The organism is Microtetraspora fusca (assembly GCF_001570365.1).
GTDB lineage: Bacteria > Actinomycetota > Actinomycetes > Streptosporangiales > Streptosporangiaceae > Microtetraspora > Microtetraspora fusca.
The window spans coordinates 270,826-293,458 of the sequence record NZ_BBYK01000040.1; the positions used below are offsets into that span (position 1 = coordinate 270,826).

Here is a 22,633-nt window from a genome sequence, read left to right on the forward strand (position 1 = left end):
GCGGGTCTCGTTTTCATTAATTCACCCTGGGATTTGTATCCTGCAGAGCATGGCGAAAGACCCTGCGACTCCGGGACGGCTCAAGCAGATCCGGATGGTCGCCCAGTTCGTTAAACAGGCCAACCCCAAGGGCATGCCGATCGTCTACGGGTCGGCGCTGGGCACCCTCGCCGTCTTCGTCGTCCTCGGTGTCTTCTTCGGCTGGACCTGGTACGTCTTCGGCGTGCTGGCCGCCATCCTGGTGGGCCTGATCGTGTTCAGCCGGCTGGCGCAGAGCGCGCAGTACAGCATGCTCCACGGCCAGCCCGGCGCGACGTACGCGATCCTCCAGGGCATGCGCGGCAACTGGTACGTCGAGGAGAAGCCGGTGGCGGTCAACCGCGAGCAGGACCTCGTGTTCCGCGTGGTCGGCCACCCGGGTGTGATTCTCGTCTCAGAGGGGCCGGGCAGCCGCGTGCAGCGGATGCTGGTCGCAGAGAAGAAGCGGGTGCAGCGGGTCGCGATCGACGTCCCGGTGTACGACGTCCAGTGCGGCGACGGCGAGGGACAGGTGCCGCTGGCCAAGCTGCAGCGCCACCTGATGAAGCTGCCGCGCAACCTCAGGAAGCCGGTCGTCTCCGAGGTGAACAACCGGATGCGCGCGCTGACCCCGGCGATGCCGATGCCCAAGGGGCCCATGCCGAAGAACGTCCGGATGCCGCGCGGCCCCAAGGCCCGCTGAGCCGCCGGGATTCGAGGTGAGCGTCGTGAAGCGCCCGGTCACCCGGGCGGAGACCTCCCGGGCCAACCGGGGCTGGTGGGACGGCGCGGCGGACGAGTACCAGGCCGAGCACGGCGGCTTCCTGCGGGACGACGGGTTCATCTGGTGCCCGGAGGGCCTGGACGAGGCGGACGCCCGGTTGCTCGGCGACGTGTCCGGCCGCCGGGTCCTTGAGGTGGGCTGCGGCGCCGGGCAGTGCGGCCGGTGGCTGCTCACGCAGGGCGCCACCGTCGCGGCCGTGGACCTGTCGCATCAGCAGCTACAGCACTCCCGCCGCATCGACGAGGCGACCGGCCTCTCGCTGCCGGTCGCTCAGGCGGACGCGGAGGTCCTGCCGTTCCGGGACGGTTCCTTCGATCTGGCGTGCTCGGCGTTCGGGGCACTGCCGTTCGTCGCGGACGCGAGCGCCGTGCTCGCCGAGGTACGCCGGGTGCTCCGTCCCGGCGGGCGGTTCGTGTTCTCGGTCAGCCACCCGATCCGATGGGCGTTCCCCGACGATCCCGGCCCGCGTGGGCTGACGGCGGACCGGTCCTACTTCGACCGCTCGCCGTACGTGGAGCTGGACGACGACGATGTGCCGTCCTATGTCGAGCACCACCGGACGCTGGGCGACTGGGTGGGCCTCATCGCCGGGTCGGGGTTCGTCCTGGCCGGATTGGTGGAACCGGAGTGGCCGGACGGCCACGAGGGCGTGTGGGGCGGCTGGAGCCCGCTGCGCGGCCGCCACTTCCCCGGCACCGCGATCTTCACCTGTCTGAATATCTAGCCGCCATGGCGTGGAAGACCTCCCTCGGCCTCCACCGCGCCTCGTCGATCATGCTGACCACGCCGTACGAGCCGAGGTCGGCGTCGCCGCGCCGCTCATAACCGGCGAAGGTGAACCAGAACGCGCTGTCCACGCCCTCCGCCTCGAAGACGTCGAGCAGCTCGGTGAAGTACCGCACCTGCTCGGACTCGTCCGGCTCCAGGTCGTCCACCTGCTCGATCGCCCACGCCATGCCGCCTCGGTCACCGGCCCCCTTGTAGGGGCAGGTGCCGAACTCGGTGACCGCGACCGGCTTGCCGTGCCGGAGATGTCCGCGGATCTCCTCGGGGAAGCCCGCCGCGTTGTAGGCGGCCCGGTACGCGTCGACGGCGACGACGTCGAACGGCGTCCAGTCGATGAACTCCCAGGGCGCCGACGCGTAGGTCACGCGGCCACCGAACCGCGCGCGGGCGCCCTCCGCTGCCTCGGCCAGGAAGGCGTTCAGCCGGGCGAGCATCGGCCCGATCGACATCCAGTCCTCCTCGGTGAAGGCCCCGAGGGCGGCCAGTCGGTCGTACAGCGTCTCCCCCGGCAGGAAGCCGGGCGCGAAGCCGCTGATCTCGCATCCCATGACGTAGACGACCTCGGCGCCCGCCGTACGCAGCCGCTCGGCGCGGGCGGCGCAGTCGGCGAAGAAGGGCCGCATCTCGTCGGTGGTGAGCTCGCAGGGGAACGGCGCGAACCAGACCTCCAGGCCCGCGTCGGCGGCGTGCTCGGCGGCCACGCTGAGCCGCTCCGGATCCCCTCCGGACACGCGTACGGCGGTGCAGTGCAGCTCGTCCGCGATGACCCGCATCTCGCGGCGGACGACCTCGGGATCGAAGTGCCGCCGGGAGGCGACTCCGGGCAGGAAGCCGGTGTCGTAGTTGACGCCCACGGCTCTCATGTCGTTCCTCTCTCTCCGAGCCAGGCCAGCCCGTTCTCCAGCAGGTCGAAGGCGAGATCGACGTCGCCGCGCAGCAGCCGCCCGGCCTCGGCGGGCGGCATTCCGGCCGCGACGCGCTGGAAGAAGGTCTCCTGGAGTGTCAGGACGGCGGCGCTGATCTGCGCGGCCGCCAGTTCTGCCGCCAGCGCGTCCGCGTCGCCGCCGGGGACGCCTGCGGGCCGCGGGCGAGGTCCCGGCGTCCCCTGGCCCGCGTCGCTCCGCGGGGATGTCCCGCCGCGGGCCTCGCACGGCGTGGGCGGTCCCCCGCCGGGCAGCAGGGCGCGGGCCAGGGCACGTCGGCTGCCGTACTGCAGGCGGTTGACGGCTGCGGTGAGCGTGGGGCTGTCCACGATCACCTTCATCCGGGTGATCAGCTCGTCCGCGTCGCCGACGACACCTGGCGCGGCGGCGAAGGCCAGCAGGTGCTCACGCAGGGCGCGCAGCGGAGATCGGCCAGGCGGACGGGCGGTCACCACTCCGGCGAGGTTCTCCTCGACCGCGTGCAGGACGAGGGACTCCTTGGACGGGAAGTACTTGAACAGCGTCACCTTCACGACGCCCGCCGCCTCGGCGATCTCGTTGACCGTGACCGCCTCGAACCCGCGCTCGGCGAACAACCGCATCGCCACGTCGGCGATCGCCTGCCGCGTCCGCCGCTTCTTGTCCTCTCTGAGACCGGCCATACCGGCACAATAAATGAACCGGGTTCAGATGCAAACCCGGTTCATCTTTTAATCCGACGTCCGCGGACCCACTCAGAGGCGGACGACGACCGTGTTGGAGGCCCGGTCGTGCAGGCCGCGGCGGTCCCGGTCCCAGATCAGCGCGGGTACGGCGAGGCAGAGCAGGAAGGTCCGGATCAACACGGCCACGAAGGGAGGCCGACCGCCGTCGAGCGTGGCGACGCGCAGGCCGAACAGCCGCATGCCGAGCGTCATGCCGAGGGTGCCGACGAGGAGGACGTTCACCACCGCGAACACGGCGAGGCCGACCCAGCCGACGTCCTGGCCCTGGGCGCGGAAGATACCTCCGGCGATGGCCCAGGTGCACAGCAGCCAGTCGACGAGGATGGCGCCGAGGCGGCGCCCCCAGCCGGTGACGGAACCGCTGCCTTCGGCAGGAAGGCCGAGACGCTCGCCCGGATAGCCAAGGTCGTAGCCGGCCGACCGGACTCCCCCCATCCAGGTCTGGGTCCACCGGGGCTGCTGCTTGCTCATGACTCCACAGCGTATCCGCGCCTGTCACCGGTCTTCCGCTTGGAGGTCAAGACGACCATGATTAATCCCACCGTTTCCGCAAATTTCAGTATTGGAGTGAACTGTGCGCTCGGCGGACCCTGACGACATCGACGCGCGTTTCGAGGCGCTGGTCGCGCAGTTCGACGAGGACGAGATCAGGCGGATGGAGGCGGCGGCGGCGCGCCTCCCCCGCTCGGGGCGGCGCCGTACGCCGGTGGTGATGCTGGCCATCCTGGGAGTGGTCGCCCTTGCGGGTGCGATCATCAGCCTCCGGCCGGACCTGCTGGCCGGGGACACCGATCCGGTACCGACACCGCGCCCGCCCACGCCCGCCATCCTGCGCCCGGCGAGGGAGGCGACCGACCCGCCGGTCACCGATCCGCCGACCGACGCCGCTACCCGGGGCGCCTCGCCCGCGCCGGATGTCGTGCCATCCTCACGCCCCTGAAACCACCTTCGCACCTGAGCTCCCAGCGGTCTCGTATTTTCACAGGCACATCATGACCGTTTTGATATGCCGGGCGCATCGCAAAGATATTCGGTGAACGGGCAATTTCTTTACAGGAAATGCCGTCCCGGCACCTCGCCGGCCCCATGATGGAAATCGGTCCGGCGCGTACGAGCGGTCGGGAACGAGACGCCCATCGCGCGGCGGCGCTCTCTGCCACGACCTGGCGGCGCCACGAGCGGATCCCGCCACGCGTTGACGACCGAGACAGGTTCACCGCTTTGACCTGCGCGTACGCATGATCGGCCGCCGGTTCGCGGTTACCGCCCGAGCACGTTCCCATTAACACGGGCGAAACAAACGAGACATGGGGTGGAAACGGCCGGGACATATTTTCGGGGTGCTGGCCCATTCCCCTGGGAGGTTCAAGAGTGTTCAACTCTGCCGATGACGTCCTGAAGTTCATCCGGGACGAGGGTGTGCAGTTCGTCGACGTCAGGTTCACGGACCTGCCGGGGACGACGCACCACTTCACCTTTCCCGTTGAGAACTTCGGCCCAAATGTATTCAGCGACGGCCTCATGTTCGACGGCTCGTCGATCCGCGGTTTCCAGGCCATTCACGAGTCGGACATGCTGCTGCTGCCCGACCCGTCCACCGCCGTGCTCGACCCGTTCCGCGTCCACAAGACGCTGAACATGAACTTCTTCGTGCACGACCCGCTGACGGGTGAGGCCTACAGCCGCGACCCGCGCAACGTCGCCCGCAAGGCCGAGGAGTACCTCAAGGGCACGGGCATCGCCGATACGGCCTACTTCGGCCCGGAGGCAGAGTTCTACATCTTCGACGACGTCCGGTTCGAGACCAAGGCGAACGCCGGGTACTACTTCATCGACTCCGTCGAGGGCGCCTGGAACACCGGCAAGGCCGCCGAGGGCGGGAATCTGGGCTACAAGCCCCGTTACAAGGGCGGCTACTTCCCCGTCCCGCCGATGGACCACTTCACCGACCTGCGCTCGCAGATGGTCCGCAACCTCATCGAGGCGGGCATCGAGACCGAGATGCAGCACCACGAGGTGGGCACCGCGGGCCAGGCCGAGATCGACTTCAAGTTCGGCACGCTGCTCAAGAGCGCCGACAACCTGATGCTGTACAAGTACATCATCAAGAGCACGGCGCTCCAGCACGGGCACACCGTCACGTTCATGCCCAAGCCGCTCTTCGGTGACAACGGCTCCGGCATGCACTGCCACCAGTCGCTGTGGAAGGACGGCGCGCCGCTCTTCTACGACGAGGTCGGCTACGCGGGCCTGTCCGACATCGCGCGTTACTACATCGGCGGCCTCCTCAGGCACGCCCCGTCGCTGCTCGCGTTCACCAATCCGACGGTGAACTCCTACCACCGCCTGGTCCCGGGCTACGAGGCCCCGGTCAACCTGGTGTACTCGCAGCGCAACCGGTCGGCCTGCGTGCGCATCCCGATCACTGGCTCGAACCCCAAGGCCAAGCGCCTGGAGTTCCGCGTACCGGACCCGTCCTGCAACCCGTACTTCGCCTTCGCGGCGCAGTTGATGGCGGGCATCGACGGCATCCGCAACAAGATCGAGCCGCCGGAGCCGATCGACAAGGACCTCTACGAGCTTCCTCCGGAGGAGGCCCGCCAGGTCCCGCAGGTGCCGGGCTCGCTGGAAGAGGTGCTCGACGCCCTTGAGGACGACCACGACTACCTGCTCGAAGGCGGCGTCTTCACGCCCGACCTGATCCAGACCTGGATCTCGTACAAGCGGGAGAACGAGATCGACCCGATCCGCCTCCGCCCGCACCCGCACGAGTTCGAGCTCTACTACGACTGCTGACGGGCTACCGCGCGGTGACCTGCATGTTCATCGCGCGGCTCCCGCCTGGTTCTGCCGCAGTTCCGTTCGGGCAACGAGAACCGCATCGATGGCGGCCCGCGTCGACTCGTCGGAGTGGGGCCACAAGTGGCTGTAGGTATCGAGGGTCGTCTTGGCGCTCGCGCGCCGTAGTCGGGCCTGGACGATCTTGACGTCCGCACCCGAGGCGATCAGGAGCGACGCGAGGTAGTGCCGCAAGTCATGGAATCGAAAGCCCGCGGGAAGGTCCTGCACCTTGCTGCGGGCTTTCCGCATTGCACGCTCAAGGCGGCCCTGACCGGGCCGCACGCGCCGCCGTCACGGCACGCCGCCGCCTCCCGCTGGCGCTCCCGGCGGCCGGCGAAAGAGCAACGCCGGACGGCTGGCGCGGACGAGTGGAGCGGGCCGCCGGGCGACAGTACCGGTCTGTTCACAGGGCGGCAGGGCCGGGCTGGAACAGCCGCCAGTGCAGCGCGGCGCGGGGTGGTGCCTCCGGCGGGGGGCGCTCCGGCTCCGGGATGACCTCGAACGCATGTGCGGGTTGTGGGGTGGCTGATGTGGGAGCCATCCCGCCAGCCATCGACCCCAGGCAAGCCCAGCAGCCCGCCTCCGCCGCCGCAAGCCCGGCTGTGACCGTTGGCATCCGATGGCCGTGGAAGGTGCCCACGCGAAGGGACACGTCAAGCCGGGCTTGCACCTCCGTCGTCGGCCCGCTGCCGCTCCGCGGTGGGGTCGACGGCAGACGGGATGGACGGTCATAGGGTGCTGCAAGCTGGCGTGTTAGCTGATCCTAGAAGCCATTTCCAAGCGGCCACGCTTATCAACACTGATTCAATCAGAATCTCTAGAGTCCACCATAAAACCCAGTGAATCCTTAAATGGCACGTAAGCATCATCGCTATTACTACCGTCATCGTTTGTCGCCAAGTCCAGCAAACTCTCTTGCGTCAGCTTCTCAAAGCGAGCGAAGACAGGCGATTCAACCCTTCCAACGAGAATAGCCTCTGCCAGGATCCCCGCACTTTCACTTCGGCGCTGCATGCCAGTGAGAAAAAGGGCCACTGGTAAGACTAATAGGGCGAGCCATATTGGGTGATTGATGATTGCGAGAGCGGTGATTACGAAAGAAATTGGCAGGGATATGGCTATCCTAAATTGCGCTTCCGCCTGTAGGCGATCATAGGCGCTATACAATTCAGGATCGTTGCCGAGAAGGCGAGCCGGAACAAGAGTCAAATCACGATTAAGATCCTCGACATAATCGTCAACGATCAATTGCTCTATGGCTTCGACGAAGTCTGCGTCAAAATCACCCGACAAGTTCCGCAAGTAGTGAGATCGGCTTGGGTGTCGAAATCTGCTACGCAGCTTGCTAATTCGATAACTACTCGTATTTTCATAGACGTGTTTAGCGATAGCTTCACGGTGGGGCTCTAATCGAATATGCAAAGCTTCGCGAAGTCGATTTTGGACAGGGCTTTTTTCGCGTTTTTGATACAGGGCTCTTATTTTGCCATTGAGCCTATCCGGATCTTGTGAGTTGCGACGCCTTCGCATGGCTCTTTTTAGTCGAGCTTCAAGGGATGTATAGGAATTCAGCCGATCGACTGAAATATCACTTAAGGTGGTTGATAAACATCCGACTAGGTAAGCCATAAAACTTGCCGCTATACCGATAGCAACAGGATTGAGCGCATGAACTGCTCCGTAAAGGTCCTTGAGTAAGCCTGTAGCCGTAACAGCATCGGGCAGACTTCTTCCCCAGATCAGCCAAATGAAGAAAATCCAAATATATCCCGTAGCCAACGGCGTCCTCACCTCTCGGACGCCGGGCAATAGTTCATTCAGCATGAGGCTATCCCTACTGCACTTCCATGCCAATCATATGTCAGTTGGATCTTAATGCTCGACATGGCCCTCCACTATGGATCTACTATCACGAGTCAGCCTCTCACACCTCACAGGCCGCAAACACGACCTGTTTCGTCTCTGTTCAACCGCAACGCGAAAAATGTCCGAAGCCGTTGCGGCTGCTGAAACACAAACTCGCCCTCGCGAGAAGAACCCGGCCTACAGGCTGAGACGTGCCGTGCTCGTCCCCCCGACCTGGGAGGGCACAACGAGGGCACATGACATCAAGATCATCCGTGAAACACTGAGAACCACCGAGACAGCCATTGCAGGCCATCAGGGTGGTCCTCAGGACTACCGCAGGCCAGAACGGCGGCCACTTACTTCCAGCGGAGGTGAGCGGACGAAATGACCCGGACAACCGACCCGGCATGGTTACACCTGCCCGAGGGGCCCCGTTGTGGGTAGCTGACGCCCTCAGTTCCGTTCTGGTTCCGTCCGAGACCGCAAAACGCCGGAAGTCGGTGGGAGACGTTGAGAGCCGTATTGCCTGTTCAGAGCACTAATCGACGCCATAGGTGCAGGTCGAAAGATGGCAGGCGAGAGTTCGAGCTCTACTACGACGTGTGAGCCCGTAAGACGTTGACCTGAGCAGATGGGCACATGCCACCAGCTCAGGGCACATCCAGGGCACTCGCGTTCAGCGGAAGGCCATCGGCCGGCACTCCACCGAGGGCACGATTGATGGCCTTCCGCATGCGCTGCTCACCAGATGGTTCCACTTCCGCGGCGCTCGGCTCGCATGGCGCGCGTCACGTCGCGACGGTCATGTTCGGCGATGACGGTGAGCGCCTCCAAGACAGGCAGCACCGATCGAAGGGCCGGCACCATTACTGTAGAACGAATGTATGAAGAACGATCACAGGCTGCGTCGCCTCGTCGATGGCGACACCATATGGCTCTGGTCGGTGCGCCAGAAGCTCGACCGGGACCGGTATGAGAATTGCCGTATAACCCTGTCGCTCTGGCGGGAGGGCTCACGTTCCCGCCTGTCGATCGTCTTCCGGCCCGGCCCGGACAGGGTCATTTCCAACACCTACTTCGAGGCCGGCACCGTGGTAGTGCTCCCCGAACGGGACTGGTTGAACCTCTACGAGCCTAAGACGGTGCGGCGCCTTCTTCAGATTGCAGCGGCGCGCGGAGAGCTGCCCGTGGGGTCCGGCACCAGGGAAATCGATGGGTGGCACCTTTTTTGAAGCTTTGATGGTGTCAACGACGCTCGAAAACGGACCCCCTATCGACGTCTGAAAGTTGACCCCCTGACGTTGATGTTTGCACGGCTTGTTACTGATGGTCGTTTCTGGTCTCGGCAGCGGGAACACGACCGAGGTCTCGGTTCTTCAGCCGGTAGCTGTCTCCCTTCAAGCTGATGACCTCGGCATGATGGACGAGGCGGTCGATCATCGCAGCAGCGACGACATCGTCACCGAAGACCTCACCCCAACGGCCGAACGGCTTGTTGGAGGTGACGATCAGCGAGGTGCGTTCGTATCGGCTGGAGACCAGCTGAAAGAACAAGTTCGCGGCCTCGGGCTCGAAGGGGATGTAGCCGACCTCGTCGACGATGAGGACGGGAGTGCGGGCGAGCTTGGTGAGCTCGTCGTGGAGCCGCCCAGTGGCATGGGCGTCGGCAAGGCGGGCGACCCACGCGGCGGCGGTGGCGAAGGCGACCCGGTGCCCGGCCTGGCAGGCCCGGATGCCCAGGCCGATCGACAGGTGGGTCTTGCCAGTACCGGGCGGGCCGAGGAAGACGACGTTCTCTTTGGCGGTGACGAAGTCGAGAGTGCCCAGATGGGCGATGACCTCCCGTTTCAGGGACCGCTGATGGTCGAAGTCGAAGTCCTCCAGCGCCTTTCGCGCGGGGAAGCGGGCTGAGCGGATGCGGGCCTCACCGCCGTGAGACTCGCGGGCGGCGACCTCCCGCTGCAGGCAGGCGGCCAGGAACTCCTCATGCGTCCAGGACTCGGCCCTGGCCCGCTCACCGAGCCGTTCGACGGCCGCGTGCAGCGACGGGGCCTTCAGCACCCGGGTGAGGTAGGCCAGTTCGGCCGCAACGTTCCTGCCGGCACCCGCGGTCGTGGTGGTGGGGGTGGCCATCACGCCACCCCCTCGATACCCAGCGCAGCGTCGTAATCGCCGAGCTGGCGCTGCTCGACCTGGACATCAGCCGGAGCGCAGACGGCGAGCGGGAGGCGTGAGTGTCGCATCGCGGCCGCGGCCTGGGCGTGGTCGGGGTCGGTGACGGTCTGGTGGGTGGCCCAGCACCGCTCGTGGCGGGCCACTACCTGTCCCGCGCAGGTGACAGTCACCTGCTGCGGGTCGGCCATCACCTCGACCAGCCGGCCGACCACCGACGGGTGCACCGAGTAGTCATTGGACGCGACCCGCACGTAGTGGTCGCGGGCCAACCGGGTCGCGGTGCGCCAGCCGACCACCGGCGCAACCGGCGGCAGCGGCACCATCGCGGCAAGGTCGGTGACGATCCGGTCCGCGGGCCTGCACTCGATCCGCCGGTGATGGCGGGTGTTGGCCCGATGCGCCAGCCAGCCATCCAGCTGCGCGTTGAAGTCATGCGGGTCGGTGAACGAGCGGCCCGGCAGGAACGAGGTCTCCAGGTAGCCGTTGGCCCGCTCGACCAGCCCTTTGGCCTCCGGGTCGCCTGGTTTGCACTGCAGGATGCGCACTCCCAGGGTTCCGCGGAACGCGTTCGCCTCACCGGTCAGCTGCGGCCGTCCGCCCCTCCACTGCCCGATCGCGCTCTCGTTGTCCCAGACCAGTGTCTTGGGCACGGCGCCCAGCATGCGCAGCAGCGCCCACATTCCGGCGAACAGATCACCGGCCGCTCGTGAGGGCAGCATCCGTGCCATCAGCCACCGCGAGTACCCGCAGACCATCACCAGCACCGGCAGGCTGGCCGCCTGTCCGGCGCCCACCGGCACCTTGACCGGCGGGAACCACAGATCGCACTGGGCCAGTTCGCCCGGCTGATACGTCGTTCGTGATGCCGGATCGGTGGGCTTGTACTGCGGGCGCAGGGTCCGGATCCGGTCCTTGAGCACCGTGATCGAGTTCGTCCAGCCGATCCGTTCGGCGATCACGGTCGCGGGCATGTCGGGGAAGTCCTGCAGCAGTTGCCGGATCTGCGGCTCCACCACGTCCACGATCGATCCCTTGCTCGCCCGCCGGTACTTCGGCGGTTCCTCGGCCGCCAACGCACGCTTCACGGTGTTCTTCGAGATGCCCATCCGCCGAGCGATCGCCTTGATCGGCATCCCTTCGGCCCGGCGCAAGCGGCGGATCTCCGCCCAGTCCTCCACCTTGATCACCCTCCACGGTGACAGCAGAAGGGGTCAGATTTCAGTCGTCGCCTGGGGGTCAGTTTTCACGTGTCGTCGACAGATGGCTGCCCAGAACGCCGAGGCTTGAGGACGCGACTTCTGTACAGCAGCCGGATACAGCAACGTCGCCGCACACGACCACACCGCACCGCACCGCACCTACCACTTGAGCAGGGGCGAGGGGCCCTCTCCCCTGTGACTGGCTCCCGTTTGCAAGCAGGCAGTCCCGCTGCCGTGACTGTCACACCGGGTTCCTGCGAGAGGACGAACCGGAGGATGTCACTGGCGTCCGATTGGATGGGACTCATGACTGCTCATGATGTGGCCCGGCTATTGCCGGATGTCCCGGTGCTTCGCGACCTGTGCCGCTCTCTGGCGGTACTGGAAGCGGTGCTGAGCCCGGATTGGGAGAGCCGCTACCACTCCTTCGACACGAGCTGGGGGCCGGGAGAAGAGATGGCCTCTATGCGGAACGGCTCGGGGGACGAATATTCCATCGTCTTCTCGGCTGGAGGCGCGTATATTCGCGGCTTCGATCACGAGGCGGTGATGAGCCCGTACGAGAACGACGGGCCGTGGCCGGGGGTGCTCGATTCGGTCCCTGACGCCTTCCGCCACTGTGTGGAGGAGCCCGCGTTCTGCGACGAGGACGGCACGCCGGTCGTAACTGCCTGCCTGTGGCGTGAGTCCGGCGACGGCCGCTGGCGGGTAGGAGAGATCGAGTACCCGGACGACGAGAGCGACCCGGACGGTTCCGCGCACCTTTTCGGGCTGCTCGTCGATTCCTCGTCGGAGGCGTTCACGCGGTTTGCCGAGGACTACTACGGAGTCCCCCTGGACATCGATGCGGTACGGCATGTCTATGCCCTTCGTCCGCTGACGCAGGCGGTGGTCTATGCGCTGAATCCCGACCTCACCTTGCAGGACCTTGCCCAAGACCTTGCGGCGTGTCGGTACCCGTCTTCCGGAGAGTGAGATGCAGATGGGCTGGCGGGCCTCTCCTGCATCGCTCGTGATGGAGAGATCAGGGCACACCCAGGGCACACGAGGACGCGAACGGCTGCAAGACAGCGACAACCAGCGGAAGGCGAAGCCGCTGGTCGAGAGCGGGGGCCAATCCACCTGCCCAGGTCAGCCCGCGGCAGCGGTCAGATCTACGACTGCTGACCGCTGGCCGCGCGGTGATCTGGGTGGTCACCGCGCGGTTTCCGTCTGACTCTGCCGCAATTCCGTCCGGGCGACGACAGCCACATCCATCGGGGCCTGCGTCGACTCGTCGCAGTCCGGCCACAGGTGGCCGCTCGTGTCGAGGGCGGCGCTTGCATGACGGAGGCGAGCCTGGACGACCTTGACGTCGGAGGCGATCAGCAGAAACGCGAGGTAGCACCCCAAGTCGTGAAATCGGAAGCTCGGGGAAGGTCCTGTACCTTGCCACGGGCTTTCGCAATGGGATCTGCCGAACCAAAGGCTCTGTCTCTCTTCATAACGCCATGAATGTTCCCGACCGGTCGATCGTGAACCTGGCCCCCTTGGTCCTCAAATAGGGTGCCGACATGACGGAAATGGAGAAAAGCAGGCGAGCGTTCCGAATGCCGAGCGAGCTGCACGATGTCTACGAGTTCCTGGATGAGGTTCGGCTCCGGCCAAGCATGTGGATCCGACGCGGTTCTCTGCAGCACTTGGACTCCACACTGGCCGGTTATGGGACCGCTTTGCAAATCCACGGAATCGATGAGCCGTTCGACTTCTGGAACAACGGGCCCTTCGCGGAGTGGCTGTGGAAGCGGCTGGAGATGTCGTATCCCAGCGCTTTGGGCTGGGCCGTGGAAATCGAACGTGCGGCCGAGAAGACCGGCACGCCGGCGATGGAGCTGTTCTTCGCCCTCCTGGATGAATTCCGCGCTGAACGCGATCAGCCGCGAGATCCTGCGGAGGAGTAGGGTCAACGCTGATGGGCGGCTCTCAGGGGCCGTCCACGTTCATAGCGGTTGCTCCAGCGAACGCTTCATCGGCAGGAAGCCCGAGGCTTCGTAGAACGAGCGGGCTTCGTCATTGAAATCCCAGACCTCGGTGACGAGGCGGCCGTCCGGACCAGTGCCTGGCGAGATGGGCGGCGGGGGCGCCCGTGCCACAGGTATGACGAACGCAGCCCCGTTCCCCCTCGTGGTTATGCTCCGTATGACCGCCTGCGACGGGAGGCGTATCCATGACAGAGCGGAAACCGCCCGGGGTCAGCTTCGAGACCTGGGTCGATCGGCAGATACGCGAGGCCACCGAGCGCGGCCTGTTCGACAACCTGCCCGGCGCGGGCAAACCCCTTCCCGACCGGGGCAAGCCGTACGACGAAATGTGGTGGGTCAAGCAGAAGCTCCGCGAGGAGAACCTGTCCATGCCGCTGCCCGGCACGCTCGCCCTGCGGAAGGAGGCCGAGGAGGCCCTCGCCGAGGCGCAGGGGGCGAGGTCGGAGGCCGAGGTCCGGGAGATCGTCGCCGACATCAACGAGAAGATCGTCGAGGGGATCAGGAAGGCGATGTCGGGTCCGCCGCTCAATCTGGCACCCTTCGACGTCGAACGGGTCGTGCGTGAATGGCGGGAGCGGCAGCCCGCCGAGACGCCGCCCGTGCCCCCGGCGGAAACCCGCCCCAAACGGGAGCGCTCCTGGTTCAGACGGTGGCGCAGGTCGTCCTGACCCGGGCTCGAACCCGAGGCCACCAGCGCGAGCCGATCAGGCGGCGCGTACCAATCGAGCATGCGGTCGAGTTGCCCGGGCCCGCGTACCCAGGTCCCTTTCGAACGGCCACCGCCGCCCGAATGGCAGCGTAAGCAGGTCCCTTCCAGACGGCTGCCCCGCCGAGTATGACGCCCCTGGCCCCGCCGAGTCCCGCGCGATCCGGGCCGACCGTACGGCAGGCGACCAGAGCGCACGGCCGCATGCTCCTCGGAACGGGATGAACATCGCCAAGTATGCTCAACGGCGGTCCATCAGCGCGACGACGGGAGCGACCATGCCCGAGAGCATCAAGTCGGCGGAGTTCGTGGAGATCACTTCGGAGGCCGAGCTCCGCGAGTTGCTGGGGGAACCGATGCCGAGGGCGATCGCCAAGGAGCGCGTACGGCTGCACGAGCGCGACCGGGAGTGGCTGGCGACCTCGCCGTTCTGCCTGGTCGCGACGGCCGACGCGGACGGGGCCTGCGACGTCTCCCCGAAGGGCGACCCCGCCGGGTTCACGCTCGTCCTGGACGACACCACGATCGCGATCCCCGAACGGCCCGGCAACCGCAGGGCGGACGGCTTCCGCAACGTGCTGTCCAACCCGCACGTCGGCCTCATCTATTTCGTCCCGGGCCGGAACGAGACGCTCCGCATCAACGGCCGGGCCCGGCTGGTCCGCGAGGCGCCGTTCTTCGACCAGATGATCGTCAAGGGGCACCGGCCGAGCTTCGCCCTCGTCGTCGAGATCGAGCAGATCTTCTTCCACTGCGCCAAGGCGTTCCTGCGCTCCGAGCTGTGGAAGCCGGAGACGTGGAACCCCGACGCGCTGCCGTCGCACGCGCGCATCGTCGCGAGCGTCCAGAAGACGGAGGAGACGCTGGAGGAGCTGGAGCGCTACTACGGACCCGAGTACGCCACGCGCCTTTACCAGCCCACCCATCCCACCACCAAGTGACCGCCGAGGCCGACCCGGCCTCCTCATCCGGCCGGGCGGGAGACCGTACCGGCCGCGCCGTTCCGGGGCGGGAGCGTGGCCGGGCGACCGGCCAAAACGGTTGGACACACCAGTTGCGGCACCTGAAGGATGCGAGCCATGACACGCACCGACATGCCCTCGTCCTTCGACGAGCGCACCATGCTGACGACCTTCCTCGACTACGCGCGTGCCACCGTCCACGCGAAGTGTGAGGGGCTCTCGGACGAGGACGCCCGCAAGGCCCCCCTCCCCGGGTCGCCGCTCATGACGATCTCCGGCCTGGTCAGCCATCTGCGCTGGGTGGAGTACTCCTGGATGCAGGTCGTGTTCCTCGGCGAGGAGGACGAGGGACCGTGGACGGACGAGGACCCCGACCGGGAGATGCGGATCGGCCCCGACTTCCCGCTGGCAGAGCTGCTGGCCGACTACGAGGCCCAGTCCGACCGCTACCGGAAGCTGGTGGCGTCCCACGATCTCGGCACCCTCGCGAAGCGCAAGATCCGGAGCGGCAAAGAGGTGGAGCTGCGCTGGATCATCATGCATCTGATCGAGGAGACCGCCCGCCACAACGGGCACATCGACATCCTCAGGGAGATGGCCGACGGCGTCACCGGCGACTGAGCCCCGGCCCGAATCATCCGACCGGACGGCGGGGCCGCCGGCTCCGCCCCCGTGCGTTCCCCGGGAGGGTCACGCGGACCACAGACGGGGGCGGGAAACGCCGTCAGAGGGAGCCCGAGGCCAGGGAGACGACAGGCCGTCGGACGTCAGACGGTGATGCGGCGGCGTACGGCGGCGGAGAGCAGGTCCACGCCGATGACGAGCACGAGCACGATCAGCAGGTGCGTGGCCATCTGGTCGAACCGGAAGAGCTTGATCGACTGGTTGACCAGGAAGCCGATCCCTCCGGCGCCGACGAGCCCGAGCACCAGGGACGAGCGCACGTTGACGTCGAACCGGTAGAGCAGCAGCCCGATGAACTGCGGCACGACCGCGGGCAGGATCGCGTGCGCCACGACCTGGACGCCGCCCGCGCCGTTGGTGCGCAGCGCGTCGCGGGGGCCGAGGTCGATCTCCTCCATCGCCTCCGACCACAGCTTCCCCATCACCCCGGTGTTGTGGAAGATCAGCGCGAGGACGCCGGCGAACGGCCCCAGCCCGACGGCGGTCACGAAGATCAGCGCGAACACGACGTCCGGCACCGCCCGCAGGAACGACAGCAGCGACCGGGCCGCCTGGTAGATCCACCGGTTCGGCGCGGTGGTCCGGGCGCCGAGCACGGCGAGGACGAGCGCGAACGGCACCGAGAACGTCGTCCCGAGCAGGCCGATGTAGAGCGTGACGAGCGCCGCCTGGATCCCGGGCCCCAGCACCGGCCAGGACAGGTCCGGAGGGATCGCCTCGCCGATGAAGTCGGCCATCCCACGCCAGCCCCGTACGAGGTCGGCCGGCGAGAAGCCGGTCCCCTGCCAGGCCAGGACGTGAAGCGCGACGAGCACGGTGACGACGGCCGCTCCGAGCGCCGAGGGCGAGCGGCGCCGGGGCGGCGGGCCCGGCACCGCTCCTCTCCGTTCGCCCGGGTTGCCCGCCGCGACGGCGGCCAGGCCGCTCCCCCTGTCCGGCGTGAACGGGTCGCCGGCCGCGGGCCCGCGCGTGTCCCAGGTCATGACGCCCCCTCCCCGGCGGCGTAGAGGTCGTCGAGATCGCGCTCCGAGAGGTGCTCGGGCGCCGTGTCGAACGCGAGCCGGCCGCGCGCGAGCCCCACCACCCGGTCCGCGTAGCGCCGCGCCAGCTCCGGCTGGTGCAGTACGGCGGCGACCGCGAGGCCCTGGCCGCGGGCCAGGTCGGACAGCAGCTCCAGGACCTGCGTGGCGGCGGCCGGGTCGAGGGCGGCGACGGGCTCGTCCGCGAGCACGACGTCGGCGCGCTGGCACAGCGCGCGGGCGACCGCGACGCGTTGCTGCTGGCCGCCGGAGAGCCGGCCCACCGTGTCACCCGCCCGGTCGGCGAGGCCGACGCGGTGCAGGCACTCCATCGCCTCCTCGCGCAGCTCGCGCGGAAAGAGCGCGGGAACGAGCGAGTGCCGCAGCGGCAGCCGCCCGAGCGCTCCGGCGCAGACGTTGTCGAGCACGGTCCGGCGCTGGACCAGGTGGATCTTCTGGAAGATCATCGCGGCTCTGCTGCGTCGCCGGGCGAGCTCCCGCCCGGACAGCCCGACGATCTCTTCGCCGTGCAGCCGGATCGACCCGCCGTCGGGCTGCTCCAGCCCGACCACGCAGCGCAGGGCGGTGGACTTGCCCGAGCCGTTCGCCCCGAGCACCGCGACCAGGCCGCGCGCGGGGATCCGCAGGTCGAGCCCGGCCAACACGGTACGGCCCGGGAAGGATTTGCGCAGCCCGGTGATGGACAGCGACGGCACGGCCTCGGGGGACGGCGATCTGTCGGCGACGGCGGTGCCGCCCGCTGAACGTCCCGGCGACACGCTCATACGTCCTTCTCGGTCAGGCCGAGCGCGGTGGCCAGCTCGAACAGCGGCCGGTAGGTGTCCTGGGTGACCTCGGCGAGCGGGCCGGGCGGGTCCACGTCCAGGAAGGCGCCGACCTTGGCGACGTCGCCGGGCTCAAGGCCGAGCAGCGCGTCCTTCAGGGCGGTGCGGAAGGCCGGGTCGAGCGTGCCGGCCACGGTGATCGGGTCGTTCGGGATCGGGTCGGACGTCCAGATCCTCCGGTAGCCGGAGGGGTCGAACGTGCCGGCGGCCTGCGCGACGGCGAGCTGCTGGCTGTTGATCTCGGCCGCGTCCGCCTTGCCGTTGGTCAGCGCGAGCAGCGCCTCGGGGTGCCCTCCGGCGTAGTTGATCTTCACGTCCGCCTCGGCGATGCCGGCCTTCTTCAGGGCGTAACGGGGCAGCGCGTCGCCGGAGGTCGATCCGGTGCCGCCGAGGGCGAGCGTGCGGCCCTTCAGGTCCGCGACGGACGTGACCGGCGAGTCCTTGGGCACCCAGATCCCGGCGGTGTACGTGGTCAGCCGGCCGGAGCCGTCGGCGAAGGAGACGAGGGCCTGCGCCCCGGCCTTCTGGCTGGCGAAGACGTAGCCGAGCGGGCCGAACTGCGCGATGTCGAGCTTCCCGTTGCGCATGGCGAGTACCTCGGCCGAGTAGTCGTCCACGACCTGGAGCTCGACCGGGCAGTTCAGCTTCTTCTGCAGCGCCGAGGCGAGGACCTCGTACGCGGGCTTGAGCTTGGCCGGGTCCTCGTACGGCTCGATGCCGAACCGGATCTTGCCGTCCGGACAGGTGGCCGAGGCGGAACCGGCGGCTCCGGTGGCCGTGTCCGTGCCCGTGCCGCCGCAGGCGGCGAGGGCGAAACAGAGGGATGAGACCGCCGCGACGAACGCGATGGGCCGCTTGGCGCGCATCCGATTCTCCTTCAGCTTTCAACGAGTACGGGGTGGGGGCGACCGGCCCGGATCGGGCGGGCCGGTCGAAGCGGGGATCGAGAAGGGGGTCAGGGAGGGTCTAGGCGAGCAGGTCGTCGAGGACGCGCGGGGCGAGTCCGAGCGCGGTCGTCATGCCGACGCCGGAGGTGACCGCGACCGCGCGCACGCCGGGAAGGGGCGCCTCGACGAGGAAGTCACTGTCGGGCGAGGCGGCGTAGACGCCGCGCCACCGCTCGACCACCCGCAACGGCCCCGTCCCGAGGAGCCGGGCCGCCTGGGCGAGCACCGCCTCGTCGAGGACCTCGGCGTTGAACGGGTCGAGCGTGCGGCCGTACACGTGCGTGTCGCCGAGGGTGAGGTCCCCGTCCGGCCGCTGGGTGAGCATCAGGTTCAGCCCGGCGGCGACCAGGTCGGGGTGCTCGGCCTCCAACCGCGCGCGTACGGCGGACAGGGACGGGCAGCTCCCGAAGCCCCGGTAGCGCAGCAGCGAGAAACCGCTGAAGACGGCCGGATCGAGGGCGCGGGCCCACGGCGAGCGCACCCGCAGCATCTGCAGGCCGCAGCGCTCCACCTTCGCCTCGTCCGCGAGATCGGGGAAGTGCCGGTCCAGGTCGTGGCCGGCGGCCAGCACGACAGCGGTGGCCGCCACGTCGCCCCGGGCGGTGCGGACCAGCCCCGGCTCGATCGTCAACGCCGCGGTCCCCCACAGGAAGCGCACGCCCTGAGTCGCCAGCCAGGACGCGAGGGCGTGGACCGCCTCGCGGGGGTCGACCCGGATGTCCAGCGGCAGCCACGCCCCTCCGACGGCGTCCGCGCCGACCGGCACGCGGGCCGCGACGTCGGCGCGGTCGAGCAGCCGCACCTGGTCGCCGCGCCGGTCGCGGAACTCCTCGAGCACGGCGCGCTCGTCGTCGGCGCGGGCGACCACCACGGTGCCGCACTCGCGCAGCCAGAAGCCGGCCTCCTTCGCCAGCCGGATCCACGCGGCGCGGGCGTCCAGGGCGTACTCGAGCGCCGGGCCGTCCTGGGCCGTGGTGCATCCGTGGCCGAAGTTCCGCACCGAGGCTCCGACCGCGTGTTCGTCCCGTTCGACGACCACGACGGACAGGCCACGGCGTACGGCGTCCACGGCGTGGGCGAGGCCGACGATCCCCGCGCCGACGATGACGACGTCGGCGCGTTCCCGCGGCCTCGCAAGCAGCGGTGCACTTGTCATGACAAGTAAGGTGGCCGACCTCTCCGACGCTCGTCAACACGTCGAAGCGAGTTGTCGCACCTTGTTCGCCTTCTATTAACCTCGCAGGTCAGACGGGGTTATCGAGAGGTCGGAACCGCTTGCGTCGGCGACGTCGAGATGTATAGTCAACTGCCGTGGAGCAGGCTATTCACGAACGCATCGCCGACGACCTGAGGCGCCGCATCGCCGGCGGTGAGCTCCCGGTCGGCGCGGCGCTGCCATCGGAGTCCCAACTGTGCGAGCAGTGGTCGGTCTCGCGCGGCCCGGTACGTCAGGCCCTGAGCGCGCTGCGCGCCGAGGGGCTCGTCGGCGGCGGCCGCGGACGACCGCCGGTCGTGCGCACGGGCCAGGTGCCGCAGCCGTTCGAGACGTTCCTGTCGTTCTCGCTGTGGGCGCGCGGCCTCGGCCGTACGCCCGGCCAGCGCACGGTGGAGATCGCGCGACGGCCCGCGCGGCCCGAGGTGGCCGACGCGCTGGCGATCGACGAGGGCGACCCGGTCGTCGAACTGCTGCGGCTGCGGCTGCTGGACGGCCGGCCGACGATGGTGGAGCGCACCGCCTTCGTCGAGCCGGTGGGCCGCCTGCTCTTCGACTTCGACACCGACTCGGGGTCGGTCTACGCCTACCTCGCGGAGCGCGGGGTCGATCTCTCCGTCGCCCGGCACGTCTTCGACGCGGTCGCCGCCGACGAGACGGACGCCTCGCTCCTCGACGTCCCGCCGGGTGCGCCGCTGCTACGCGAGCGCCGGAGGGCCGGCAGCGCGGCGGGCGAGCCGTACGAGTACTCCGACGACCGTTACCGGCCGGACGTCGTCACCTTCACCATCGAGAACGCCCAGCGGGCCCGCCCCTCTGTCGGCCGCACCTGGCGGCCCGGCCTGGTTGACGACGCGCGGCCCGCACCTGCTGAGGAGGAACCCTCTTGACGATCGAACTCGTGGTCCTGGACATGGCCGGCACGACCGTGGAGGAGCACGGCGCCGTGTACGAGGCGCTGGCCGAGGCCGTCACCGCCGCCGGGGGCCGCCCCACCGAGGCGGACATCCAGCGCTGGATGGGCGCGAGCAAGCGCGAGGCGATCACCCGCCTGCTCGCCGAGAGCACCGGACAGGACCCGGACGAGGCGACGGTGGACGCCGCCTTCGCCGACTTCCGCGCCCGGCTGGACAAGGCGTACCGCGACCGGCCGCCCGCGCCCCTGCCCGGCGTGCCGGAGGCCCTGGGCCGCATCCGGGCGGCCGGTGTGAAGGTCGCGCTGACGACCGGGTTCGACCGCGAGGTCACCACCGCGCTGCTCGCCACCCTCGGCTGGCGCGTCGCGCCCGGCGCGGCCCCAGTGGACGCCGCGGACGGCATGGACGGCGTGGTGATCGACGCGGCGATCTGCGTGGACGACGTGCCCACCGGCCGTCCCGCCCCCTACATGATCTTCCGGGCGATGGAGGCGACGGGCGTGTGGGACGTCGCGCGGGTCGCCGTGGCGGGCGACACCGTACGCGACCTCCAGGCCGGGACGAACGCGGGGGCCCGCCTCGTCGCCGGCGTGCTGACGGGAAAGCTGGACGCCGTCGGCCTGGGCGCGGAGCGGCACACCCACCTGCTGCCCGGCGTGGCCGACCTGCCCGACCTGCTCGGCCTGTAGCGCCTGCGTGCCCTGGGGCTACTTGTCCGGCGTGGAGACGCGCGAGCGGATGCCGGTGACCCGGCGGAAGACGTCCCACCAGAACGGGGCGCCGAAGAGCAGCGCGAACAGGGTGATCAGGAAGCCGGGCCAGTGGGACGGGGACGCCACCCGGCTCCACCAGTCGCCGCCCCGCCACGACCAGGACGGCCCGGCCTCGGCGCTCATCTCGACCGTCACCGGCGCGTGCGTGAAGATCTGCACGAACGCCGGGGTGCTGAGCACGTCGGTCACGCAGGAGTAGGTGTCCTCCCCGGACGCGCACCGCTCCCTCAGCGGAGCCAGCGCCTCCGCACCCGACTGGGCGAACGCCGCGACCGAGCTTCGGTAGGCGCTGTCGTTCAGCAGCGACTTGCCGTACTCCAGGGAGTCCATGCCGAAGATCACCGTGACGAGCAGGCTGAGCGCGGCGATCACCCAGCGGACGTACCTCCGGTACAGCATGGTGAGCCGCTGCATCTCGCCGTCGAACCAGTCCGCGACCCCGTTGCGGAACGCCTCGACGTCGTGGGACGCGCGGTCCCACACGGCCTTGAGCGGCCGGTAGAGCGGGCTCCTGAGCGTGTCCAGCTCGCGCATCAGCCGCTCGACGCCGCCCATGTCGGTGGCGATCTCCATCAGCGCTACGGCGAACCGGGCCGGGGGGATCTGCGCGATGTTGGTCCGGCCGCGCGCCGAGTGGTCGATCTCCTGCAGCCGCTCGTGCAGGAGGTCGGCCAGCGACTCGCCCTCCTCCGGCCGGCCCGGGCCGTCTCCCTGGAGGGCGAGCGTCGCCGTGGCCGCGGCGACCTCCTCGGGGTCGGCCAGTCCCGGACCGTGCGCCGGGTCGGCGACCGCCTCGGCCGCCACCGCCTCGGCCGCCACCGCCTCGGCCGCGACCGTGCCGGGGGCGGCCGCGAGCGGCGGGCTCTCCACGGGCGCGGGCCGCGCGGTGAACGCCGGTCGCGGATCCCGCCCGAACGGCAGCTTCGCGAACACGCCGAGCACGGTCGCGGGCAGCCGGGACCGCCCCTCACCGGGTGGCGGGAGCAGGTCGGCCAGCCGGGCGCACAGCCAGCGCCCCACGCCCTTCAACCGGTCGAGCACCCGCGTCAGGACCCGCAGCGCGGCCGGGACCCGCTCCGCGACCTCCGCGCCGTCGAGGGTGTCGCGCAGGTACGCCCACAGGAACTTGCTGCGGATGCCCAGCAGCCGGACGATTCCCTCGTTGACACCGCTGACCAGCAACGACAGCAGCAGGAAGGCGAGCACCAGGCCGAGGGCGAGGTCGGTGTAGTACGAGATCAAGGGAT

At 68.6% G+C, this 22,633-nt stretch carries 24 protein-coding genes; 12 read left to right on the plus strand and 12 right to left on the minus strand.

All coding sequences use genetic code 11. From position 1 onward, the window contains the following. The first annotated feature begins 49 nt into the window (after nucleotides 1-49). Together AWQ68_RS06645 and AWQ68_RS06650 are read left to right on the plus strand one after the other, a co-directional pair. A complete protein-coding gene (locus tag AWQ68_RS06645) occupies nucleotides 50-721 on the plus strand; it encodes a DUF4191 domain-containing protein (protein ID WP_066936252.1) in 672 nt (223 codons plus the stop codon). A gap of 16 nt (nucleotides 722-737) precedes the next feature. Beyond that, the gene (locus AWQ68_RS06650; RefSeq protein WP_066936255.1) at nucleotides 738-1,526 is read left to right on the plus strand and encodes a class I SAM-dependent methyltransferase; all 789 of its coding nucleotides are present in this window, start codon (nucleotides 738-740) and stop codon (nucleotides 1,524-1,526) included. Here AWQ68_RS06650 and AWQ68_RS06655 read toward each other — a convergent pair. From AWQ68_RS06655 to AWQ68_RS06665, 3 genes are all read right to left on the minus strand, one after another. Next, nucleotides 1,507-2,451: a glycoside hydrolase family 113 protein gene (locus tag AWQ68_RS06655; protein ID WP_066936258.1), complete on the minus strand. Its 945-nt coding sequence runs from the start codon at nucleotides 2,449-2,451 to the stop codon at nucleotides 1,507-1,509. The two genes, AWQ68_RS06650 and AWQ68_RS06655, sit on opposite strands and share 20 nt — an antisense overlap. Continuing rightward, nucleotides 2,448-3,173, minus strand: a complete 726-nt coding sequence (locus AWQ68_RS06660; RefSeq protein ID WP_066936260.1) for a TetR family transcriptional regulator — start codon at nucleotides 3,171-3,173, stop codon at nucleotides 2,448-2,450. The genes AWQ68_RS06655 and AWQ68_RS06660 overlap by 4 nt, the downstream gene beginning before the upstream one ends. Nucleotides 3,174-3,245: 72 nt before the next feature. Beyond that, on the minus strand, nucleotides 3,246-3,707 hold the full coding sequence (locus AWQ68_RS06665; RefSeq protein WP_066936263.1) for an RDD family protein: 462 nt from the start codon (nucleotides 3,705-3,707) through the stop codon (nucleotides 3,246-3,248). Between the two features lie 103 nt (nucleotides 3,708-3,810). On the opposite strand from AWQ68_RS06665, the gene AWQ68_RS06670 reads away from it, so the two are divergent. Both AWQ68_RS06670 and glnA read left to right on the plus strand, forming a co-directional pair. After that, entirely contained in the window at nucleotides 3,811-4,176 is a 366-nt protein-coding gene (locus tag AWQ68_RS06670; protein WP_066936266.1) for a hypothetical protein, read from the plus strand. A 431-nt stretch (nucleotides 4,177-4,607) separates the two neighbouring features. Beyond that, entirely contained in the window at nucleotides 4,608-6,032 is a 1,425-nt protein-coding gene (glnA, locus tag AWQ68_RS06675; protein WP_066936268.1) for a type I glutamate--ammonia ligase, read from the plus strand. A gap of 27 nt (nucleotides 6,033-6,059) precedes the next feature. Here the strand turns inward: glnA and AWQ68_RS06680 are convergent, their stop codons facing one another. Beyond that, nucleotides 6,060-6,359, minus strand: coding sequence for a tyrosine-type recombinase/integrase (locus tag AWQ68_RS06680; protein ID WP_373281502.1), 300 nt, complete (start codon nucleotides 6,357-6,359; stop codon nucleotides 6,060-6,062). 522 nt (nucleotides 6,360-6,881) lie between these two features. Continuing rightward, complete coding sequence (locus tag AWQ68_RS42125; RefSeq protein ID WP_157544977.1) at nucleotides 6,882-7,901, minus strand: hypothetical protein; 1,020 nt, start codon at nucleotides 7,899-7,901, stop codon at nucleotides 6,882-6,884. Between the two features lie 908 nt (nucleotides 7,902-8,809). Here AWQ68_RS42125 and AWQ68_RS06685 point away from each other — a divergent pair. Further along, complete coding sequence (locus AWQ68_RS06685; RefSeq protein ID WP_066936274.1) at nucleotides 8,810-9,157, plus strand: hypothetical protein; 348 nt, start codon at nucleotides 8,810-8,812, stop codon at nucleotides 9,155-9,157. An 88-nt stretch (nucleotides 9,158-9,245) separates the two neighbouring features. Here the strand turns inward: AWQ68_RS06685 and istB are convergent, their stop codons facing one another. Continuing rightward, the gene (istB, locus tag AWQ68_RS06690) at nucleotides 9,246-10,058 is read right to left on the minus strand and encodes an IS21-like element helper ATPase IstB (protein WP_066936276.1); all 813 of its coding nucleotides are present in this window, start codon (nucleotides 10,056-10,058) and stop codon (nucleotides 9,246-9,248) included. Next, on the minus strand, nucleotides 10,058-11,287 hold the full coding sequence (istA, locus tag AWQ68_RS06695) for an IS21 family transposase (protein WP_066936278.1): 1,230 nt from the start codon (nucleotides 11,285-11,287) through the stop codon (nucleotides 10,058-10,060). The genes istB and istA overlap by 1 nt, the downstream gene beginning before the upstream one ends. 318 nt (nucleotides 11,288-11,605) lie before the next feature. Here istA and AWQ68_RS06700 point away from each other — a divergent pair, with 318 nt between their 5' ends. From AWQ68_RS06700 to AWQ68_RS06725, 5 genes are all read left to right on the plus strand, one after another. After that, the gene (locus tag AWQ68_RS06700; RefSeq protein ID WP_066936685.1) at nucleotides 11,606-12,274 is read left to right on the plus strand and encodes a hypothetical protein; all 669 of its coding nucleotides are present in this window, start codon (nucleotides 11,606-11,608) and stop codon (nucleotides 12,272-12,274) included. Between the two features lie 578 nt (nucleotides 12,275-12,852). Then, nucleotides 12,853-13,239 (plus strand): hypothetical protein, encoded by a 387-nt coding sequence (locus AWQ68_RS06710; protein ID WP_218006781.1) that lies wholly within the window; start codon nucleotides 12,853-12,855, stop codon nucleotides 13,237-13,239. Nucleotides 13,240-13,505: 266 nt separating this feature from the next. Next, on the plus strand, nucleotides 13,506-13,988 hold the full coding sequence (locus tag AWQ68_RS06715) for a DnaJ family domain-containing protein (protein WP_066936283.1): 483 nt from the start codon (nucleotides 13,506-13,508) through the stop codon (nucleotides 13,986-13,988). A 316-nt stretch (nucleotides 13,989-14,304) separates the two neighbouring features. After that, nucleotides 14,305-14,967 carry a pyridoxamine 5'-phosphate oxidase family protein gene (locus AWQ68_RS06720; RefSeq protein ID WP_066936690.1) on the plus strand — a complete coding sequence of 221 codons (663 nt, stop codon included), beginning with the start codon at nucleotides 14,305-14,307 and terminating at the stop codon, nucleotides 14,965-14,967. Between the two features lie 138 nt (nucleotides 14,968-15,105). Beyond that, the gene (locus tag AWQ68_RS06725) at nucleotides 15,106-15,609 is read left to right on the plus strand and encodes a DinB family protein (RefSeq protein WP_066936286.1); all 504 of its coding nucleotides are present in this window, start codon (nucleotides 15,106-15,108) and stop codon (nucleotides 15,607-15,609) included. A 146-nt stretch (nucleotides 15,610-15,755) separates the two neighbouring features. Here the strand turns inward: AWQ68_RS06725 and phnE are convergent, their stop codons facing one another. The 4 genes from phnE to AWQ68_RS06745 form a co-directional block, all read right to left on the minus strand. Continuing rightward, the gene (gene phnE, locus AWQ68_RS06730; RefSeq protein WP_084463704.1) at nucleotides 15,756-16,655 is read right to left on the minus strand and encodes a phosphonate ABC transporter, permease protein PhnE; all 900 of its coding nucleotides are present in this window, start codon (nucleotides 16,653-16,655) and stop codon (nucleotides 15,756-15,758) included. Further along, a complete protein-coding gene (locus AWQ68_RS06735; RefSeq protein WP_084463705.1) occupies nucleotides 16,652-17,476 on the minus strand; it encodes a phosphonate ABC transporter ATP-binding protein in 825 nt (274 codons plus the stop codon). The genes phnE and AWQ68_RS06735 overlap by 4 nt, the downstream gene beginning before the upstream one ends. Then, nucleotides 17,473-18,402, minus strand: a complete 930-nt coding sequence (locus tag AWQ68_RS06740; RefSeq protein WP_066936288.1) for a phosphate/phosphite/phosphonate ABC transporter substrate-binding protein — start codon at nucleotides 18,400-18,402, stop codon at nucleotides 17,473-17,475. Before AWQ68_RS06740 ends, AWQ68_RS06735 begins: the two co-directional genes overlap by 4 nt. Nucleotides 18,403-18,502: 100 nt before the next feature. After that, entirely contained in the window at nucleotides 18,503-19,639 is a 1,137-nt protein-coding gene (locus tag AWQ68_RS06745) for a TIGR03364 family FAD-dependent oxidoreductase (protein WP_066936291.1), read from the minus strand. 155 nt (nucleotides 19,640-19,794) lie between these two features. Between AWQ68_RS06745 and AWQ68_RS06750 the strand changes: the two genes are divergently transcribed. After that, nucleotides 19,795-20,586, plus strand: a complete 792-nt coding sequence (locus AWQ68_RS06750; protein WP_066936294.1) for a GntR family transcriptional regulator — start codon at nucleotides 19,795-19,797, stop codon at nucleotides 20,584-20,586. Beyond that, complete coding sequence (locus AWQ68_RS06755) at nucleotides 20,583-21,302, plus strand: phosphonatase-like hydrolase (protein WP_218006782.1); 720 nt, start codon at nucleotides 20,583-20,585, stop codon at nucleotides 21,300-21,302. The genes AWQ68_RS06750 and AWQ68_RS06755 overlap by 4 nt, the downstream gene beginning before the upstream one ends. A gap of 18 nt (nucleotides 21,303-21,320) precedes the next feature. Here the strand turns inward: AWQ68_RS06755 and AWQ68_RS06760 are convergent, their stop codons facing one another. Then, nucleotides 21,321-22,628: a hypothetical protein gene (locus AWQ68_RS06760; RefSeq protein ID WP_066936296.1), complete on the minus strand. Its 1,308-nt coding sequence runs from the start codon at nucleotides 22,626-22,628 to the stop codon at nucleotides 21,321-21,323. Nucleotides 22,629-22,633 lie beyond the last annotated feature (5 nt).